The organism is Peribacillus sp. NPDC097197 (assembly GCF_050278025.1).
GTDB lineage: Bacteria > Bacillota > Bacilli > Bacillales > DSM-1321 > Peribacillus.
Genome location: NZ_JBNNST010000001.1, coordinates 1 through 20,882, shown reverse-complemented (window position 1 = coordinate 20,882; position 20,882 = coordinate 1). Strand labels below are relative to the sequence as shown.

General features: G+C 41.7%; 17 protein-coding genes and 1 pseudogene. 9 read left to right on the top strand and 9 right to left on the bottom strand.

The window, feature by feature from the left end:
- Positions 1-596 precede the first annotated feature (596 nt).
- Both ACQKL6_RS00090 and ACQKL6_RS00085 read left to right on the top strand, forming a co-directional pair.
- Positions 597-1,865, top strand: coding sequence for a dicarboxylate/amino acid:cation symporter (locus tag ACQKL6_RS00090; protein ID WP_402870052.1), 1,269 nt, complete (start codon positions 597-599; stop codon positions 1,863-1,865).
- A 141-nt stretch (positions 1,866-2,006) separates the two neighbouring features.
- Complete coding sequence (locus ACQKL6_RS00085) at positions 2,007-2,684, top strand: lysoplasmalogenase (RefSeq protein ID WP_427650189.1); 678 nt, start codon at positions 2,007-2,009, stop codon at positions 2,682-2,684.
- A gap of 74 nt (positions 2,685-2,758) precedes the next feature.
- On the opposite strand, the gene ACQKL6_RS00080 is transcribed toward ACQKL6_RS00085, so the two are convergent.
- The 3 genes from ACQKL6_RS00080 to ACQKL6_RS00070 form a co-directional block, all read right to left on the bottom strand.
- Positions 2,759-3,967: a class I SAM-dependent rRNA methyltransferase gene (locus ACQKL6_RS00080; protein ID WP_427650187.1), complete on the bottom strand. Its 1,209-nt coding sequence runs from the start codon at positions 3,965-3,967 to the stop codon at positions 2,759-2,761.
- Positions 3,968-4,069: 102 nt separating this feature from the next.
- Positions 4,070-5,062, bottom strand: coding sequence for a PTS transporter subunit IIC (locus ACQKL6_RS00075; RefSeq protein WP_427650481.1), 993 nt, complete (start codon positions 5,060-5,062; stop codon positions 4,070-4,072).
- 482 nt (positions 5,063-5,544) lie between these two features.
- On the bottom strand, positions 5,545-6,447 hold the full coding sequence (locus ACQKL6_RS00070) for a LysR family transcriptional regulator (protein ID WP_402870044.1): 903 nt from the start codon (positions 6,445-6,447) through the stop codon (positions 5,545-5,547).
- Positions 6,448-6,610: 163 nt separating this feature from the next.
- Between ACQKL6_RS00070 and gdhA the strand changes: the two genes are divergently transcribed.
- The gene (gdhA, locus tag ACQKL6_RS00065; RefSeq protein ID WP_402870042.1) at positions 6,611-7,993 is read left to right on the top strand and encodes an NADP-specific glutamate dehydrogenase; all 1,383 of its coding nucleotides are present in this window, start codon (positions 6,611-6,613) and stop codon (positions 7,991-7,993) included.
- Positions 7,994-8,104: 111 nt separating this feature from the next.
- Here the strand turns inward: gdhA and rbsB are convergent, their stop codons facing one another.
- The 6 genes from rbsB to ACQKL6_RS00035 are packed head-to-tail and all read right to left on the bottom strand — an operon-like array spanning position 8,105 to position 13,741.
- The gene (gene rbsB, locus ACQKL6_RS00060) at positions 8,105-9,025 is read right to left on the bottom strand and encodes a ribose ABC transporter substrate-binding protein RbsB (RefSeq protein ID WP_402870039.1); all 921 of its coding nucleotides are present in this window, start codon (positions 9,023-9,025) and stop codon (positions 8,105-8,107) included.
- Positions 9,026-9,041: 16 nt separating this feature from the next.
- Positions 9,042-9,986, bottom strand: a complete 945-nt coding sequence (locus ACQKL6_RS00055) for an ABC transporter permease (RefSeq protein WP_402870036.1) — start codon at positions 9,984-9,986, stop codon at positions 9,042-9,044.
- A 1-nt stretch (position 9,987) separates the two neighbouring features.
- Entirely contained in the window at positions 9,988-11,469 is a 1,482-nt protein-coding gene (locus ACQKL6_RS00050; RefSeq protein WP_402955036.1) for a sugar ABC transporter ATP-binding protein, read from the bottom strand.
- 18 nt (positions 11,470-11,487) lie between these two features.
- A complete protein-coding gene (gene rbsD / locus ACQKL6_RS00045; protein WP_402870030.1) occupies positions 11,488-11,880 on the bottom strand; it encodes a D-ribose pyranase in 393 nt (130 codons plus the stop codon).
- Positions 11,877-12,761: a ribokinase gene (gene rbsK / locus ACQKL6_RS00040; protein ID WP_402870027.1), complete on the bottom strand. Its 885-nt coding sequence runs from the start codon at positions 12,759-12,761 to the stop codon at positions 11,877-11,879. The genes rbsD and rbsK overlap by 4 nt, the downstream gene beginning before the upstream one ends.
- A complete protein-coding gene (locus ACQKL6_RS00035; protein WP_427650185.1) occupies positions 12,758-13,741 on the bottom strand; it encodes a LacI family DNA-binding transcriptional regulator in 984 nt (327 codons plus the stop codon). Before ACQKL6_RS00035 ends, rbsK begins: the two co-directional genes overlap by 4 nt.
- A 362-nt stretch (positions 13,742-14,103) precedes the next feature.
- On the opposite strand from ACQKL6_RS00035, the gene ACQKL6_RS00030 reads away from it, so the two are divergent.
- From ACQKL6_RS00030 to ACQKL6_RS00005, 6 genes and pseudogenes are all read left to right on the top strand, one after another.
- On the top strand, positions 14,104-14,787 hold the full coding sequence (locus tag ACQKL6_RS00030) for a polyphosphate polymerase domain-containing protein (protein WP_427650184.1): 684 nt from the start codon (positions 14,104-14,106) through the stop codon (positions 14,785-14,787).
- A gap of 32 nt (positions 14,788-14,819) precedes the next feature.
- Positions 14,820-15,515 carry a DUF4956 domain-containing protein gene (locus ACQKL6_RS00025; RefSeq protein ID WP_427650182.1) on the top strand — a complete coding sequence of 232 codons (696 nt, stop codon included), beginning with the start codon at positions 14,820-14,822 and terminating at the stop codon, positions 15,513-15,515.
- A 30-nt stretch (positions 15,516-15,545) separates the two neighbouring features.
- Positions 15,546-17,288 carry a CotH kinase family protein gene (locus ACQKL6_RS00020; protein WP_427650180.1) on the top strand — a complete coding sequence of 581 codons (1,743 nt, stop codon included), beginning with the start codon at positions 15,546-15,548 and terminating at the stop codon, positions 17,286-17,288.
- A gap of 299 nt (positions 17,289-17,587) precedes the next feature.
- Positions 17,588-19,045 carry an alpha-amylase gene (locus ACQKL6_RS00015; protein WP_402870020.1) on the top strand — a complete coding sequence of 486 codons (1,458 nt, stop codon included), beginning with the start codon at positions 17,588-17,590 and terminating at the stop codon, positions 19,043-19,045.
- 168 nt (positions 19,046-19,213) lie between these two features.
- Entirely contained in the window at positions 19,214-20,449 is a 1,236-nt protein-coding gene (gene pepT / locus ACQKL6_RS00010; protein ID WP_427591672.1) for a peptidase T, read from the top strand.
- Positions 20,403-20,882: pseudogene (locus ACQKL6_RS00005) on the top strand (hypothetical protein); the annotation flags it as partial. The gene pepT and the pseudogene ACQKL6_RS00005, both read left to right, overlap by 47 nt.

The window sequence follows — 20,882 nt, the reverse complement described above, 5'->3', positions numbered from 1 at the left end:
AGGAAATGCTTGCTTTATAAGTAAAAACTAACCCTTCCAAATTCATTCCATGATAGCCTAATTTTCGAAAAAAGGATATAGCTAACCCTTCCTAAATAAGCCGATTATTCTAACAAATCTCTCCCTATTATTTATATTCCTCATTACGCTAATCGAAGGGTACCCCCTTTTCCACCTAGTAACCTCATCAAGCCTTCTACATCCTGCAAGGGCTGGTTCTTAAAGACTGGAATCCCACTAAACTTTCAACTGCCCCAGCATCCACGGTACTTGGTAACAGGCATATCCACCTCGTTGGCCAATGGAACATATCTCCTTGCTATTTCAGTGTTTTATCGAATTCACCTTTTCTAATCCGTACATGGTCAACCAAATTGCCCCCTAGGCCTACATATTTTCACAAAGATTCTGATATTTATTGTTACATAACACATGAGAGATTTCTCAAATGCCAACTGCTAACTCACCGCACTATTTTTATCTGATTATTCTTTTAACTAAACTTCCTTTAATTAATTATTGTCAAACTACGCTCTAAAGCTGATAATTGAGCGTGTAATTATTGTTAGCCACATCCTGAAAGGAAGGAATATTTCATGAAAAGCTTCTTTAAAAACTATCGATCCTCACTAATATTGCTGACGGCAATTATTATTGGCGGTATAGCTGGTCTGATATTTGGAGAGAAGACCTCCATCATCCAGCCGCTGGGGGACTTATTTCTAAATTTAATGTTCACAATAATTGTGCCACTGGTATTTTTCAGTATCTCTTCGGCCATCGCCAATATGAATGGGATGAATCGTCTAGGGAAAATCATGGGCAGCATCGTCTTCGTTTTCTTAGCAACAGCTGCGCTGGCTGCCGTAATTGGCTTCGTTGGGACAACTATCATCAATCCATTGGAAGGCACAGATACCACTGCGATTAAAGAACTAATGGAAAATGGTGGTTCACAGGAGCCTGTTGAAGAGGTTTCATTACTTAGCCAGCTCGTTCAAACGGTTACGGTCTCCGACTTTCCCGAACTGTTCTCAAGAAGCAATATGCTACAGTTAATTGTCTTCTCTGTTTTAATTGGACTTTCCACCGCATTAGTCGGCGAAAAAGCCAAACCGATTACTGTGTTTTTATCAGCTGGTACGGCTGTGATGATGAAAGTCGTTAAAATTGTCATGTATTATGCACCGATTGGTCTAGGCGCTTACTTCGCTTCCATCATCGGTCAGCTTGGACCACAAATTTTAGAAGGCTATGCACGCACATTCGTTCTTTATCTCATTTTGACCGTGATCTATTATTTTGGGTTCTTCACTCTATATGCCTTTCTTGCTGGTGGCAAAGAGGGTATTAAATTGTTCTGGAAAAACGCATTCACGCCTTCCATTACAGCCATCGCTACCTGCTCGAGTGCGGCTTCGATTCCAGTCAACTTGGAATACGTCCGAAAAATGGGTGTACCAAAGGATATTGCCGAAACAATCATCCCACTTGGGGCCAACACACATAAAGATGGTTCTGTATTTGGTGGTGTCTTGAAGATTGTTTTCCTTTTCACCCTATTCGGCAAAGATATGACGAGTATTTCCAGCATTCTAAGCATCCTTGCCGTGGCCTTTTTAGTCGGTGCGGTCATGGGCGCCATTCCTGGAGGTGGCATGATTGGGGAAATGTTGATTCTAAGCGTGTTTGGCTTCCCTATCGAAGTCTTACCAATTATTGCTGTCATCTCTACCATTATCGATGCACCCGCTACACTTCTAAACTCAACAGGGAATACCGTGTGCGCTATGCTTGTCACACGGCTTGTCGAGGGTAAGAACTGGGTAAAACAGGCCTTTGTAAAAGAGGATCCTACTATATAAGCTTCGTATGAAATAGACTCCAAGAGATTTGGAGTCTATTTTTTTATTCCTTAATTGTCTTCTAACAAGTTTTCATCAGAAAAGGATTTTCCCTTCCTTAAATCGAATTAAAGGAGAAAGAACGCGAGGAGGGGTAGAATATTGAATAAGTGGCTGCCTGCTGGAATTCTTATCATGGGCTTACTCTATATATTTTTCATACCTGAAGAACCGTTAGCTATAAAGATTCTATTCAAGATTATCCCCATGATATTGATCCTGTTTTATGCCTACACCAAAAATATGGATCGTATGACCCGCTATCAACAACTTGTATTACTTGGTCTATTCTTTTGCATGCTAGGTGACGGCTTATTAATCTGGTTTGTTATTGGCCTAACGGCTTTCTTGATTGGACACATCTTCTATATTGTCGCATTCTTGAACCAGTGGAATTTTTCATGGCTGCGCATGGCAAGCATTCTTCCTATTGGGGTCTATTCCACTTGGATTGGCCGGGAAATAGTTCTTTCTTTGACTGAGAAGGGGGAGAGCAGTTTGATCATTCCCGTCATTTGCTATATAACCGTGATTTCCATCATGGGCTGGACCGCATTCATGACTGGGAAGGCAGCCGCCATTATCGGTGGTTTGCTGTTTGTCATTTCAGACTCCATTTTATCCTGGAATAAATTCGTCGAAGATATTACCTTTGCCGGTCCCCTGATCATGCTTACCTACTATACAGCTCAATTCTTCATCGCTTCTAGCATTCGGCCAAAATATGCTTATCCTTCATTGATAAACAGAAAGTATGATGAACCGACTATATACGACTAATTTCATTCCTATTCGATACATAAAAAAGGTATGCACAGTCTTATTCCAGACCGTTGCATACCTACATAGGGATTTCATCCTTTGATTTTCTTGATAAATGCCACTTTTAAATAATTGCCCTCTTTGAAGTTCGAATTTGTTCTAAAATCGGTGGGGAGCGTGAACTCTTCCATCAATTCATATTTTCCATTCATTTCTCTAAATGCCGCGTCAATGAAGCTTTTGAATTTTTTCATATCAAAGGTGCTACAGTTCGTAGATGCAATAATCACTCCATTGTCCTCTGTAATGGCAATAGCATCTTTCAATAAGTTCGTATAGTCTTTACCAGCACTAAAGGTAAACTTCTTTGATTTGGCAAAACTCGGCGGATCCAGGATGACTATATCAAATTTCAGAGCTTTCTTCATCGCATACTTAAAGTAATTAAATACATCCATTACGACGATGTTCTGCGCTTCTGGATCAATTCCATTCACGTTAAATTGTTCAATCGTTTTAGGCAAACTGCGGTTAGCCAAGTCCACACTTGTCGTTTTAATGGCACCGCCTAAAGCTGCAAATACAGAGAAGGCACCGGTGTAAGAGAACATATTCAAGACAGTTTTCCCTTTTGCATACTTATCCCTGATGGTCATTCTAACATCACGTTGATCGAGGAAAACGCCTACCATTGCTCCATCGTTCAGGTAAACCGCAAATTGAACACCATTTTCCTTGACGATAAGTGGAAATTCCGGCTGCACACCCATGACAAAGTCATCTTCCTCTACATATTGTCCCTTTGTATCAAAGCGTTTCTTCTGATAGATGGATTTGACATTGACCGTATTCTGCAAGGCTTTAATAATATAGTCTTTAAATGAATAGATTCCCTTGCTATACCAGTTTATGACATAGTTGCCCTCGTAGTGATCAATGATTATCCCGCCAACTCCATCTCCCTCACCATTGAAGAAGCGGAATGCCGTCGTTTCGTTATCTTTGAAGAAAGGCTTTCGATAGTCATAAGCAGCCTGGATTTTTTGATTGAAAAACTCCTGGTCAATGTTTTCGCCCTCTTTGTGCGTCAACACCCATCCATAGCCTTTATTCTGTCTTCCATAATAGCCCTTGGCAAGAAAGCGATTGTTTTCGTCGACCAATCGCAACAAGCATCCTTCTTCCTGAAGGTCATTGAGGTTGCCAATCGCCTCCTTGGCAATCAGAGGATAGCCTTTTGCGATTTTACTTACGAATTTAGTTTTAACTTTTACATCTATTTCTTTTATCAAATATATCATCCTATCTTTGGTATTGCTTTCCTCCCCATTTTACCCTAATCCCCACATAAATAAAAACCAGCTTGGTTCCCTGACCAAGCTGGTTTCTAAAACTCTATCGATTCATGAGATTTTCAAGTGAAGGTCCCCGGCATGGGCTTTCCCCATCACTTTCAAGGCCCGGTGTAAAACGATGGTAATTAAGGCGGGCAGCACCATCCCTACTGCCACATAGATAAGAAACGTATACAACCCTTGACCCGTCAGTACGGCAATCGGAGCGATTAAGGAGCTTAGCCCCATTCCTCCAAGCTCATAAGACACTTGAAAATCAAAGACCATCGTGGCAATTGGAGCACAGACAATAGCTGCCACGAATGGCGGAATGACGTATAACGGATTCTTTATTAAGTTGGGAAATTGAACCTTTGGAGTCACGACCATCTGGGCTAGAAAACCGCCCATATCATTATCTTTATAAGACATGACAGTAAAGCCAACAAACTGAACAGTGCACCCAATTAACGCTGCCGCACTAGAAACGGGATCCAACTGGAGCGCAATTGCTAAAGCAGCGGAAGAAGCCGGTGTCATCAATAAAATGCTAAAGACTAACGCAATGACCATGGAACCAATTAAAGGAGAACCGGAAACAGCGGCGGTAATTTGACCGCTTAACCAAGTCAGTAACGGTGTCGTAACAAGCGCAAGTCCATAACCTGACACCCCTCCGACAAGGACAGCAGCCAACGGGATGGCCATGATATCCAACTTGGTTTTCCCTATCAAACGTTTACCGACATACGTGGCAACCAATGCAGCCAGAACAGCACTGATCGGCTGACCGGTGACAATCGTAAAAGCCCCCTCTGCCGTTCGGTTAATTGCAGCTCCACCGACCGCACTTGAAGCCATCGCACTAAAGATGACCAACGAATTACCCCCGAGTTGGTATGCTATTCCAGCTCCTAAAGCTGGTGCCAACAAGACCTTAGTAGCCCCGCCGATTGCAAGGAAGACTTCCCAGTCTAAATACCCTCCTATTGATTCAAACAATAAACCGATCCCTAATGTTACCAATACAGCATTAGCGATTCCCGTTGAAGCCTTATACATTCGTTCTGTGATGTATTCTTTTCTGCTCACTGGATTCCACTCCTATTTTTTAAATATTCTAATATTAAATATCAAATAAAAAACTGACTACGCTAAGCCTATATAAAAGGTAGAATATACCCCAAACTATCCATCGTAAGATAGAGGTTAGACAATTGATTTTCTCCTTCATTAATTGAGCTTGTTCGTATAGTAACACGAATATTCTGACAATGTAAACAGGATTTATATTCTAATAAAATAAAAACGCTTACAAAAAGGAATGATTTCTTCATTTAGCGCTAACCATTTCGCTTCCACTTATTATCTTCATGACTATTTGGCACAAGGTTTATGGTTAAATTATCCATATAATCAATCCCTTCAATCCTCCGATTTCTTAGTTATTTCACTATAATAGACGATTTTTTCTTTCCTAACAAAAAAGAGAACCACTTTACAGCGGATTCTCCTTTTTTAGGTTTATGTCCTTACCTTTCCTACTATTGAAAGCCTTCAAGGGTAGCAAAGGTTTCTCTAAGAAATTTATAAAATAACTTTTCCGTTGGCATTAATTCTCTTTCAGTAGGAATGATAACACCAACTGCACGTGTTACGGAAGGTTCCTCTAAAGGCAATCTCACCGTGAAGCGAGGCAGGCTATCAATCAAAGAAATTTCAGGTATCAGCGTGACGCCAAGCCCGGCTGCCACCAACCCTTTAATAGCATCGGTGTCTTTCCCTTCGAAGGCAACCTCCGGCTCAAAGCCGTTAAGCTTACACGCCTTCATGACCAGTTCCCGCAGAACATATCCCTTAGGGTAGACAATGAATGGGTTTCCCTGTAATTCATTTAACTTGATGGACTTCCTCTTTGCCAATGGATGATTTTCCGATAGAAGGGCAACTAGCTGTTCAATAAATAACGTTTCTCCATGAATTTTCTTTTCATTCGGTGGTAACGGACCTATCAAGGCCATATTGATATTTCCTTTTATTACAGAATCTATTAAGTAGCGATAGGATCCTTGTTTTAATGTGAATTTAGCTTGCGGGTATATTTCCCTGAAGTCAGAAATGACCTTTGGCAATATATAGGAAGCTAAACTACTCGGAAAACCGATCCGAATCGTTCCCTTTTCCGGATCCAAGCTTTCAGCCATCTCCCGTTTTGCCCGTTCAATCATGTCGACTGCCTTCTGCATATGTATGAGAAAGGTATTTCCTATGGGGGTCAGCTTGATTTTCCGTCCTTCACGGATAAATAACTGCACACCCAGTTCTTCTTCTAAATTATATATTTGACGACTAACCGCAGATTGGGCCACATGCAACGCCACGGCTGCTTCAGTCATATGTTCTCGTTTTGCCACTTCAATGAAGTACTCGATTTGTCTTAATTCCAATGTTGGTTCCTTCTTTCATATCAAAACAGCATGTAATTTATCTAATATTCAGATTGTTCTTTTAGAATTTAAATTATATCATGAAACTATCACATAAGAACCCATCGATAATACTACTTATAATTATTTTACTAAATAACAAAAAAAAGGGAGCTAAATGAAGATGATAACATCCCAAGAAATCCAGCAAGATGAATTGCAAGTTGCAAAAGAATACGTAAGCGACGTATATGCAAAAGTGAAAGAACGCAATCCCCACGAAAGTGAATTCCAACAAGCTGTAAAGGAAATCTTCCTTTCGTTGGTACCGGTATTTGCACAACATCCGGATTATATGAAAAACGGGATACTAGAGCGGATCGTTGAACCAGAGAGAATGATCACCTTCCGTGTCCCTTGGGTCGATGACCTAGGTAATGTACACGTGAATCGAGGTTTCCGCGTACAATTCAATAACGCAATCGGACCCTATAAAGGCGGCCTACGTTTCCATCCAACGGTAAATGCAAGCATCATCAAGTTTCTAGGATTTGAACAAATCTTTAAAAACTCTTTAACAGGTCAACCGATCGGCGGAGGTAAAGGTGGCGCCGACTTTGATCCAAAAGGAAAATCAGATGGTGAAATCATGCGTTTCTGCCAAAGCTTCATGTCAGAACTTGGATTACATATAGGACCAGACACCGACGTACCGGCTGGGGATATCGGAGTGGGAGCCAGAGAGATCGGGTATCTGTTCGGTCAGTATAAGAAAATGCAGGGAAGCTACCATGCCGGCGTTTTAACCGGTAAAGGCATTAGTTACGGAGGCAGTCTAGCACGTACAGAAGCAACCGGCTATGGAACGGTTTACTTCGTTGAAGAAATGCTAAAAGATAAAGGACTACAATTCAACGGCAGTACTGTTGTCATCTCGGGATCTGGTAATGTTTCCATCTATGCGATTGAAAAAGCAACACAATTAGGTGCCAGAGTAGTCGCTTGCAGTGATTCCAATGGATACATTTATGATAAAAACGGTCTAAACCTAGATACGATTAAGCGACTAAAAGAAGTAGAACGGAAACGCCTATGTGATTATGTTAGTGTTCATCCTGAAGCGGAATACACTGAAGGCAGTTACGGAATTTGGTCTATCCCATGCGACATCGCCCTTCCTTGTGCAACACAGAATGAAATTGATGAAGATGCAGCAAAACTGCTGATCAAAAACAATGTAAAAGCGGTCGGCGAAGGTGCTAACATGCCTTCTACCCTTGAAGCGATTGACGTATTCCTTAACAATGGTGTCCTCTTTGGTCCAGCTAAAGCTGCCAATGCAGGTGGCGTAGCTGTTTCAGCCCTTGAAATGGCACAAAATAGTGCCAGAATGCCTTGGACGTTTGAAGAAGTCGACGAAAAACTGCATGGCATCATGAAAAATATTTACAAAAATAGTATAGAAGCAGCTGAAGCATATGGTGTTCCAGGCAACTTAGTTGTCGGTGCCAACATTGCAGGATTCCTTAAAGTAGCAGACGCTATGATGACTCAGGGAATACTCTAAGAGCTAGTGAAGGAGGCGGTCCAAATGGACCGCCTCCTCTTCATTGTAACATCCCACAACAAAGGAGAGTGCCGGACAAAATACCGGCACTCTCCTTTATTACATACACTTTTATTCCTTAGTCACTAGCTTCAATGGAACAGAAATCGTACTATCCACTTTTTCGCCTTTCAGGACTTTTTCAGCCGCATGAACTGCTTCTTCACCGATAAGGACCGGTTGTTGAGCAACGGTTGCTTGTAATTCACCGTTTTCAACCGCTTTTAGAGCATCCTCGTTTCCATCAAAACCAACGACAATGACGTCTTTTCCGGCCGCTTTGATTGCCTCTACTGCTCCTAATGCCATTTCATCATTATGAGCAAAGACCGCTTGGATGTCTTTTTTCCCTTGCAGGATGTTTTCCATAACGTTAAGCCCTTTTGTACGGTCAAATTCAGCCGTTTGGCTTGTCAGAACATCTAATTGCTCATCTGCGATGTTATGGAACCCTTTCCCCCGCTCACGCGTTGCAGATGCTCCAGAAACCCCTTCTAATTCCACAACTTTTGCCTGTTCTCCAAGTTGTTTAACAAGATATTCAGCCGCTGTCTCTCCGCCGGCTACATTATCTGAAGCAATGAACGTTTCAATGTCGCCTTCCTCGGAAGAACGGTCAATTGTTATGACGGGAATGCCCGCTTCATTAGCCGATTGAACCGCTGATGAAATCGCAGCCGAATCCGTAGGGTTGACGAGTAGTATATCGACGTTTTGAAGAATTAAATCTTCAATCCCGCTTATTTGTTTCGCTGTATCATCTTGTGCATCGACCACTGACACTTTCATGCCTTTTGCCTTCGCTTCTTTTTCAATCCCATCTTTCAACGCAACGAAGAAAGGATTATTTAATGTAGATATGCTGACTCCAACCTTCACGTCTTTCATGGACTCTTTTACTTCTTTTTTATTATCATTGAATCCCGATTCCATTGAACATGCTGCTAATACCACTAAAGACAGAACCATGAATAACGAAAGAACCTTTTTCATTTTGATACACCTCTACTTATGATTTTTTACGATCAAGTAAAACAGCAACCAATATAACTGCGCCCTTTACGACTTGCTGGTAGAAAGAGGACACACCAAGTAAATTCATTCCGTTGTTCAATGTACCGATAATCAAGACACCGACTAGCGTACCGAACATCCGGCCCTTTCCTCCTGATAGGCTTGTCCCGCCTAATACAACGGCAGCAATGGCATCCATTTCGTAGGATTGACCGGCAGTCGGCTGTGCTGAATTCAAACGAGATGTTAGAATGGCACCGGCAAGCGCTGCCATTGTGCCTGCAAGCCCATAAATAGCTACCTTGACCCGGTCCACTTTAATTCCAGAGATACGTGAAGCCTTCTCATTTCCACCTATTGCATACGTCTTACGTCCAAATGATGTTTTATGGAGCAAGAACCAGAGAATGATGAAAGCGATGATCATCACAACCGCTGGAACAGGAATTCCAAAGAAATATCCCCTACCAAACAATTGGAACATCAAAGAGTCACCAATACCCGTAATCGGCTTACCATCTGTATACACAAGCGTTAATCCACGGAAAATGGTCATCGTTGCCAATGTGACAATGAAAGGCGCCATTTTTCCTTTCGAGATAAGAATCCCATTAATCACACCCATTATGGTACCTAATAAAACGCCTACTAATATAGCTAAAATAGGGTCCAATCCTGAAACCATCATGCCAGCCATAAGTGCACTGGATAGTGCTAGAATGGAGCCGACCGACAGATCAATTCCGCCAGTCAAAATAATGAAGGTCATCCCAAACGCAATCAATGCATTAATGGAGGTTTGACGCAATAGATTCAAGATGTTACTCGGTTCCATGAATGATGGGTTTAAAACGGTTATTACGATAAATAAAAGAATCAAAGCAAGTAATGGACCAAATTTCTGCCAGATTCCAGTTTTCCCTGCAGCCTCAAGTTTCATCCTAGTTTCCTCCTGTTGCCAATGCCATAATTTTTTCTTGTGTTGCTTCCTTCTTCATCAATTCCCCGGCAATTTTACCTTCGTGTACAACAAGAACTCTGTCACTCATTCCCACAATTTCAGGAAGTTCTGACGAAACCATAATGATGGCGATGCCTCGTTCTGTTAATTCATTCATCAATTCATATATTTCACGTTTCGCTCCGACATCGATTCCCCTTGTCGGCTCATCCATGATCAACACTTTAGGAGAAGTTCCAATCCATTTGGCAATGACCACTTTTTGTTGATTTCCTCCGGATAAGTTGCCAATAATCGCTTCTGTAGACGATGTTTTCACGTGAAGACGCTTGACCATCATCTCCGCAAATTTTTTCTCATCAGCTGTCTTTACAATTCCGTTAGGGGCAAAGCTCTTTAGGTTTGGAAGGCCGATATTTTCGCGGATAGAAAAGTCCAGGATCAACCCTTCTTCTTTACGATTTTCCGTGATGAAGGCTAAACCATGCCGTACTGCATCTGTAGGTTTACGTATGGCTACCTTTTTACCCTCTATCTTTAACTCTCCACTACCTATTTGATCAATTCCGAAAATGGCACGCATGATTTCCGTTCTTCCTGCTCCCATTAACCCGGCTACACCCACAATTTCACCTTGACGGACAGCAAAATGAATATCTTCAAAGAGTCCTTTTTTAGTGAGTGCATTCACTTCAAGTACCACTTCTCCAGGGGATGCCTCACGATGAGGGAAACGGTCCTCTAGCTCACGACCGACCATCTTCTGGACCACTTCATCAAAATTGGTATCTATGATTCTTTTGGTATCCACTGTTTTACCGTCACGCATGACTGTGATCCGGTCACAAATGGCAAAAATCTCTTCCATCCGATGAGAAATATAAACAAGTGATACTCCTTTTTTTATTAGGCCTTTCATCACTTCAAACAACTTCTCAATTTCCCGATCGGTCAAGGCGGCGGTTGGTTCATCCATGATGATGACCTCAGCATCCGTCATCAGCGCTTTAGCAATCTCTATCATCTGCTGTTCGCCAACTGAGCAAAGACCGGCTTCTTTATCAAAAGGAAGCGAAATATTAAGCGTCTTAAAAATCTCATTGGCTTTAGCCTTCATTTGTTTGTTTTTCAACACACCGAAAGCATTGACCATTTCCTTACCGATGAATAGGTTTTCTAATACCGTCATTTCTGGCCAGATATTCAACTCTTGTCGGATAAAGGCCAATCCTGCTTTTTCCGCTTCCTTCGAGTCCTTGAAGGAAACCTCTTTGCCATTGATCATGATTGTTCCCTGGTCATGTTTATGAAGTCCGGTCAAAATATTCATCAAGGTTGACTTTCCGGCTCCGTTTTCCCCCATAAGTGCGTGGACTTCCCCTGCCTCTAAAGAAAACTGTACGCCCTCTAATACCTTGTTCTGGCCAAATGCCTTATAGATATTACTCATTTCAATTTGCATACTTTTCACCTCATTTCGTTAAAAGAATACGCCAGACTGCAAAATGCAATTGGAATACGGCGTCGTTTCTCCTGTACGGATGACTGCCTTTGCTTTACGCGTCAATACTTTGAATTCCTCGTGGGAAATATAATCAATCGATTCTCCGAATTCTTGTTTCATGAAAAGATGCTGTTCTGGATTTTTTTCTATGATTTCATTAGCCGCAATTACCTTTTCAATAACCATATCGTCGTGAACGGCACGAACGACATCTTGAAAAGAAGGTGTTCCCGGTGTTAATGCTACATCTATTTTGAGCACTCCCTCAGGAACTGGCAGGCCTGCATCTCCAATGACGATATAATCTGTATGTCCAAGATCGACTAGTACCTTGGCGATTGAACTATTGATGATTCCATGACGCTTCATGAATTAAAGCTCCCTTCGACTTCTTCCCTTGTCGGCATACCGCCCTGTGCGCCAAACTTCGTTACTGAAATAGAGGCTGCTCGGTTAGCAAAGAGCAAACACTCTTCGAAACCTTTCCCTTCTGCAACAGCCACAGCAAAGGCGGCATTAAACGTATCCCCGGCCCCTGTTGTATCGACTGCCTCGACCACGAAACTTGGAACCACTCTCTCTTGTTCCCCATCGAAATAGCGTACTCCGTCTTTCCCTTCTGTGATAAACAATTTATTAGGATATTCGGCCAAAACTTCACTCCGATCCCTTCCCTTGAAAAGAATGTCGAATTCGTGCTCATTCGGGGTGATAAAGGATGAGCGCTGAATAACAAGCTCACTAATCTCACGTGCAGGTGCAGGGTTCAACAGTAATTTTTTCTGGAGCTTTTCACATAATTCAGCAAGAAACTCCACAGTTTCCTCCGGTATTTCTTGTTGAACCAGGACGATATCGCTCCCTTCTATAATTTTCATTGCCTTTTTGACATAATCGGGGGTGATGGAATCATTAGCACCTTTAACAACTATAATGCTATTATCTCCCTCTGAAAGCGTTATATGGGCAGTTCCGGAAGCTTCACCTGCAACCGGTTCCACAAAATTGGTAAAAACGCCGTTATTTTTTAAATTTTCGAGGATAATTTCTCCGTAAAAGTCATCTCCTACACAACCGACCATCGTTACTTCAGCACCCAAACGGGCTGCTGCAACGGCTTGATTGGCTCCTTTTCCACCTGGAACTGTTACAAAAGAATCCCCAAGGACCGTTTCGCCTGCGATTGGACGCTTAGGCGATGTAACGACTAAGTCCATCGAGGAACTTCCGACTACTGCTATTTTTATCATGACTCCGCCTTCTTTCTCGTAGTTAGTCTTTCAACAAATGTAACTGGAAGCTTTCTATGTGTCTCTTCTATTACTTCCTGATTGATTCTTTTAATCAATAACTCTGCTGCCTGTTTTCCCATCTCATAAGCTGGCTGCCGAATAGTCGACAGAGGCGGGTGTAACAATGCTGTGAAGGCAATATCATCGTACCCAATCAATTGGATGTCATCAGGGATGCGTTTTTCTCTTTTTAAGATCTCCTGTAAAATCGCTGCTGCCACTATATCATTACAAGCAATGACTCCATCTGCATGTGGATATTTTTCAAATAATTCTTGCGCACAGACCTGACCACCTTGAATGGTAAGCGGCGAGTCCACAACATGGAACTTCACCTTTGCAAGCCTTAACTCTTCCATTGCCGCTACATACCGGTCATACACAGGTTTTATTTCAACAGGACCCCTGATTAAAACGATGTCCTTACTTCCTCTATCTATCAATATTCGGGCCGCCAGTTGGCCACCCGCCCTTTGGTCGGAATAAACCGCGGGCAGTCCCTCTACCGTCCGGTCCAGCAAGACGACGGGGATTTCCAGGTTGCTAAAACTTTCATTTCCTATCTCACTTGTAGAAGCAATCATTCCCACTACATTGTTTTGCAAAAAAGTATCTATATATTCCATTTCCTTACTTCTCTTCTCATCACTATTGCCAAAGATTAACCGATACCCATATTGTTGGAGATAATCTTCTACTCCCCTTGCCATCTCAGGAAAGAAGGGGTTCGTAATGTCAGGTAAAATAAGGCCTACCAATTTAGATTTACGTTTATAGAGGGATCTAGCCACCTCATTCGGCTTATAATTCAATTTTTCCACAGCTAACATGACGGCTTTTCTTGTATCTTCATGTGCGTACCCGCTGTCATTTATCACTCTAGAAACCGTCGCTACGGAAAATCCCGCTTCCTTCGCAACATCCCGAATAGTCGCCAATACATTCACCTCAATGTGTTATCTGTAACCGTTTCCACATTAGCTTATCATCATTTTATATGAACGGCAAGTCCTATTATCTAAGCAATTAGTAGGTATAAATAACTAAAAAGTGTAACACAATCCACCATCCTTTAAAATTTACACTGAGTAAAATGTGATTACCTTTCTAAATCCTGTCCTAGGATGCATATCGATGATCTTTTTCTTTCGCTGTTTTCATAACAAACTCGTCGGTTTCTCACTCGATTGGGTGGGATATATGAATCATTTATGAACCTTGCCTCTCTTCTTAAGGTTTATTTAAGATTCCAATAATAAGCTTATTAAGTTAAATCGTTCAAAAAAAGGGAGGGATACCAATGAATGGTTTGAAAGGCAGGCGTGAGCTTAAACATGCAATCACGAAGGCGGATTGCTATCTATTGAGAAGTAACCTACAGAATTTCATGATGCTCGACCCTCATGGAGAGGATGGCAAGTATTTAATCCGGAGTGCCTATTTCGATAACTTCGAGAATAAAATCATGCGCCAAAAAACAGAGGGATTTTATCACAGAGATAAATTCAGAGTCAGGCTTTACGACTATAATACCGATTTTATTAATCTAGAGAAAAAGAGTAAGAGGGATAACTTAACGTATAAGCAGAAATGCAGGCTTTTAGCCGAAGAATATGAACGGATTCGTTTTGGCGATATCTATTGGATGGCCGAAGACCCAAGGGATTTAATCCGGGAACTATATATCCAAATGACTCTCTATCAAATTAAGCCCACTACCATTGTGGATTATGAAAGAGAAGTGTTCATTTACGAATCCGGGAATGTCCGGGTGACATTTGATAGCCATGTCAAAACAAGTTATCGTGATACCGATTTTCTAAACCCCGATTTAATCGTTGTCGATGCGTTAAATTCCGATTGCGTGATTTTGGAAGTGAAATATGATGAGTTCTTACCGGATGTCATTAAACACCTGCTTTCTATTATCAATACAAGAAAAACGGCTTTTTCAAAATATCAGCTAAGCCGACGATATGGCTGATTTAGCGAACAATATAATATGGAGGAATAGATATGGATACAAATACAAATACGACCACGTTTAATGATATTTTCAAATCCAGCTTTTTGGACAAAACAGAAAGCTTTTCAATCATTGACTCTTTAATAGGATTACTATTAGCCTTTGCCATCGGTTTGTTCATTTACGTCATTTATAAAAAGACCTTTTCAGGCGTGATGTACTCCCACAATTTCAACATCTCTTTAATCATCATGACAATGGCTACCGCTTTGATCATCATGGGAATCTCAACTAACATCGTCATCTCGCTCGGTATGGTCGGTGCCCTTTCTATCGTACGGTTCAGGACACCCATTAAGGATCCAATGGACTTAGTTTTTCTATTTTGGGCTGCCGCTTCAGGGATTCTATGCGGAGCAGGTCTGATTCCTCTTGTCATTATCGGTGCCATCTTAATTGGTATTGTCATGCTAGTGTTTGCAAATCGACTGACTGTGGAGAACCCTTATTTACTGATCATTAGATACTCGAATGCTTCCATTGAAAAACAGTTAGAAGATTTAGTTTCTAGTAAAGTGAAAAAACACTCTATTAAATCGAAATCCATCATGCCGGACAATAACAATGAAGTCACATATGAAATTCGATTGAAGGATAATAATACGGACTTCATCAATCAGGTCAAGGAAATGGACAGTGTTCATTCTGCAATCATGTTAAGTTATGACGGCAACTTCACTGCCTAAGATAGACGAGCGGAGGAAGGGGCCCCTATTATGTTAAAAACAAGATACGTTGTAGCATCGGTTAGTTTATTGATAGTCATTTTCGTAGCCGTGATGTTTTTCCTTCCTAATTTTCAAATCGACAAGGCCACTAAAGGAAATACGTATACAGAATCGGTGTTTGACCAAAGCAAGGTGACAAACGTCGATATAACAGTCGACGATGAAGATCTAACCTCCATTTTGGAAAATCCCACTGAAAAGGAAATCATAAATGCGGATGTGACAATTGATGGAGAAACGGTTAAGAATGTAGGGTTTCGGACCAAAGGTAACCTTTCTTTAAATTCCGTTGTCCAAATGGAAGATTCCGATCGTTATAGTTGGAAGATAGACTTTGATTATTATCAGGAAGATCAAGACTTGCATGGTTTGAAAAAGCTGGCGTTGAACAACAATTACAGTGATCCCACCTATATGAGAGAGTATCTCTCCTATACGCTAATGGAAAAGATGGGTATCGCGACTCCAGGCCACTCCTATATGTACGTGACCATTAACGGAAAAGAATGGGGTTTATATTTAGGGGTCGAGGCCATTGAAGAAACATTTTTAGACACCCACTTCTCTGATGGCACAGGCGACCTTTATTATCCTGATGGCACGGGAAGTGATTTAAAATGGATCAGTGATGATATCGATGACTATACTGGAATGAATTTGAAAACAAATGATAACTCTGATCAATCGGCCTTGATCAAGTTGCTTAATGTGATCAATAACGGTGGCGATTTAGACGAAGTGATGGATGTAGACGAAATGCTACGGTATTTTGCAGCCAATACAGCTCTAGTTAACCTCGATCACTATCAAGGCGATAAAAAGCATAATTACTACTTATACGAGGAGAATGGTATCTTCTCCATCCTGCCATGGGATTATAATATGTCATTCGGTGGCTATTCCGTTGGTGGTGGCGGAAAGGGTCCAGTCGTAGGACAAGAGACTGCAAATGAGGGTGAAGATAAGGCAGTAGCCCAAAAAGATCCAGCATCGGTCAACGAAGATTCATCCCCTGCCAAAGCTAAGCTCCCTGAAGGAGCACCGAATAAGAATGGCGGTGGGGACATGAGTGCTAATTTCATGAATGAAGACAATATTAATTTCAGCATTACAGAGCCTGTGTCAGGAACGACCCTTGAAGATCGACCTTTACTGAATGCCCTGCTTACTAATGACGAGTACCGTGAAAAGTATAATGAATACCTAAACGATATTGCCGTAGACTATTTCTCTGAAGAAAATATGAAAGCCATGACGAAAGAAATCTCCACATTAATCACGCCATTCGTAGAAAAAGATCCAACTAAATTCTATTCAATGGATGAGTATACAGAAGCTACGTCCGGAGAAAAAACGCTGGTGAATTTCGCTACGCAACGTGCTGATTCTATCTTGGCTCAACTTTCGGGAGATTTGGTCGTTGAGGCTGATACCCAAAGTAGTATGGGCAGTGCCGCTCCTAATATGGAGAAGGAGAATGGTGCGGCTATGCAGCCTCCTAACATGGGAAATGGTGAAGGTGGAGCACCTATTCAACCTCCTAACATGGGAGATGGGGAAAATGGTATAGCCATGCAGCCTCCTGGTATGAATCGAGATTTGGATTCACGTGGTGGAATTAACAGTAGCTATTCCAAGGAAACCATCATTCTATCATCTGCCCTCCTTTTATTACTATTCGGTGCGATAGCCTTTGCTCACTCCTTTAGACGCAGAGGAAGAAAGGGATAATCGTTTATAACTTCATCACAATCAGGTATCCCGAGTTTGGGATGCCTTTTTCCAAGTTGCAAACATACGACAATAGGGAGAAGCCCAATCTCTATAACTTCGCCTTATTTTTTTTCAAGTCGAAACGCTATATCCATTTTTATTACAAGGTAGTAAAATAATAGGAGGGTGAATTTTATTTTCATCTAAACATTTTCAGTTGTTTATTATTTTTCTATAAAGGGTAAAGATTTCCATTATCACTTTTCCGATCGTTCTATATGTATCTTGTCAAACGTGTCGGTGTCAGGGGGGAAAGAATGAAAAGAAATCATACGATGATGCAATTTTTCGAGTGGCATTTAGAAGCGGATGGAAAGCACTGGGAAAGATTGAAATACGCGGCCCTGAAATTGAAGGATACAGGAATTGACTGTATATGGCTTCCACCTGTTACAAAGGGCCAATCCCTAGAGGATAATGGGTATGGTATTTATGACGGGTACGATTTGGGTGAATTCGACCAAAAAGGAACCGTGCGTACAAAATACGGGACAAAGGAAGAATTGCATCAGGCGATTGCCGCCTGTCATAACTACGGGCTATGCGTATATATCGACCTGGTCATGAACCATAAAGCTGGGGCTGATGGCACTGAAAAGTTCGAAGTCATCGAAGTCAATCCAGAGAACAGGATGGAAGACATATCGGAACCATTTGAAATAGAGGGATGGACAACATTCGATTTTCCCGGACGTAATAATCAGTACTCCTCTTTTAAATGGGACCATACTCATTTTAATGGAACAGACTATGACGCCAAACATGACAAAATGGGCGTTTACCGGATAACAGGCGAAAATAAGCATTGGAGTAAGCATGTCATTAATGAATTTGGGAACTACGATTACCTGATGTTTGCCAACATTGACTACAGTCTTCCAGAAGTTCGGCAGGAGATGATCACCTGGGGAAAATGGATGGTCGACACATTGAAATGCGATGGTTTTCGTTTAGATGCTGTAAAGCACATTGATTATGAATTCATCAATGAATTTTTACAAGAACTCATCCCTTACACAAAGGAACATTTCTTTATGGTGGGTGAATTCTGGAAGGCAGACGTAAATGCCTGTCAAACTTTTTTAGACCAAACGAATCATGACCTCAACCTATTCGATGTTTCCTTGCATTATAAATTTCACGAAGCCTCAAAAGCAGGATCTGACTTCGATCTCTCAACCATCTTTGATCATACCCTCGTTCAAACTAATCCGGCACAAGCCGTCACTTTTGTCGATAATCATGACTCTCAGCCCCATGAATCACTTGAATCATGGGTTAAGGATTGGTTCAAACCCTCGGCATATGCCCTAATCCTGCTTAGACTTTGTGGTTACCCTTGTGTCTTTTATGGAGATTACTATGGAATTGGCGGTCCTTCCCCGGTTCCCGGTAAAAAAGACATTATCGACCGGCTCCTGCATGCAAGGTATGAAAAAGCCTATGGTGAGCAAAAGGATTATTTCGATGATCCCCATACAATCGGTTGGGTACGCCTAGGCGTAGAAGAGCTAGAAGGATCGGGATGTGCAGTCGTCGTCTCCAACAGCGATCAAAACAGTGAGAAAAGGATGTTTGTTGGCGAGCACCGCGCCGGTGAAATCTGGACCGACCTAACCTTCCATAGAGATGATCACATTACGATAGAGGAAGATGGGTATGCAACGTTTCCCGTTCATGGAAAAAGCGTATCCGTATGGGCACTCAATCAATAAGTGATTTGCCTCCTACAGCAAAAACAGTAAGGTTCATCATCATCCTACTGTTTTTGCTGTTGTTTCTCATGGAAAAAGAAACCCCCATTACACCATTTCAAGCATGCACGAAGATTTCTCCATCCACAGCAACCATGGTAAGATAAGGGAAAAGGAGTTGGATGAATCATGAAAGATAAAATCATTGAGAGGTTTACATCTTATGTGAAGGTGGATACACAATCAAACGAGGATGTTTCCAGTTGTCCTTCCACAGCTGGGCAACTGCATTTAGCCCAACAGTTGGTGGAGGAGTTACAAGCTATCGGAATGTCCGATGTCACCATTGATGAAAATGGTTATGTCATGGCAACTTTGCCTGCCAATTCAGAAAAGCAGGTTCCGACAATCGGCTTCCTGGCCCATGTGGATACGGCAACGGATTTCACAGGGAAAGATGTGAAACCTCAGATCACTGAAGCCTATGATGGTAGTGACCTCCTATTACATAGAACATTGAATGTCATTCTATCACCTGATGACTTTCCCTCCCTTCATGACTACAAAGGACACACATTAATCACGACGGATGGAACAACCCTTCTTGGGGCGGATAATAAAGCAGGCATCGCTGAGATCATGACGGCTATGGACTATTTACTTCAACATCCAGAAATCAAGCATGGAAAAATCCGCGTGGCCTTCACTCCCGATGAGGAAATTGGAAGAGGTCCCCATAAATTTGACGTGGAAGCCTTCAATGCCCAATTTGCTTACACAGTGGACGGTGGCCCGCTTGGTGAACTCGAATATGAAAGCTTTAATGCTGCGTCTGCCAAGATTACCATAAAGGGCACGAACATCCACCCGGGCACAGCCAAGGGAAAAATGGTCAACTCCGCTAAAATAGCCATGGAGCTACATAGCAAACTGCCTGTTAACGAAGCACCGGAATACACAGAAGGATATGAAGGCTTTTATCATCTTAGCTCATTCCATGGAGACGTAGAAGAAACTAAACTATCCTATATCATCCGGGATTTCGATAAGCAAAAATTTAATGATCGTAAAAACTTCATCAAGCAAATTGTCGCCGAGTTAAGTGATAAGTATGGACATGAACAAGTCAAACTGGAATTGACTGACCAATACTACAATATGAAAGAAAAAATAGAACCGGTCAAAGAAATCGTCGATATCGCATACGAAGCCATGGAAAGGCTCGGGATTGAACCAAAAATCTCTCCAATCCGTGGAGGGACAGATGGGTCTCAGCTCTCTTATATGGGACTGCCTACCCCTAATATCTTTACAGGCGGCGAAAACTTCCATGGAAAATATGAATTCATCTCCGTCGATAATATGGTGAAAGCAACAAATGTCATTATTGGAATTGCTTCAATCTTTGAGGAAAAGGCGGTTTAATCGCTTTAACCACACGCGAAAAGCCCAGACTCTATACAGTCTGGGCCTTCCGAAGCTATTTGAAGAAATGATCCATCAACTAATAGAAGAAAAGCACGTCACAATGGAGAACTATTTTCTAGACGGAACAAAGATTGAAGCAAGCGCAAACAAGTATTCATTTGTGTGGAAAAAGGCGACGACCAAATTTGAGGCGAAGCTGCAAGAAAAAATCGAAGAAACGTACCAACAGATTCAGACCATTGCAAATGAAGAGGGTCTTGAACTGTCTACTCAAGATGAAACCTCCTCATTAACGGCAGAGGAAAAACTAACTCAAATAGAAAAAGCATTAGTGGAAAAAGTTGAAAAGGAAACGAATGGTATCCAACTTGAAGAAGATGTCCAGGTACGAAAAGAAAAACGACGGGAACTCAGTCCGGTTAAGAAACTA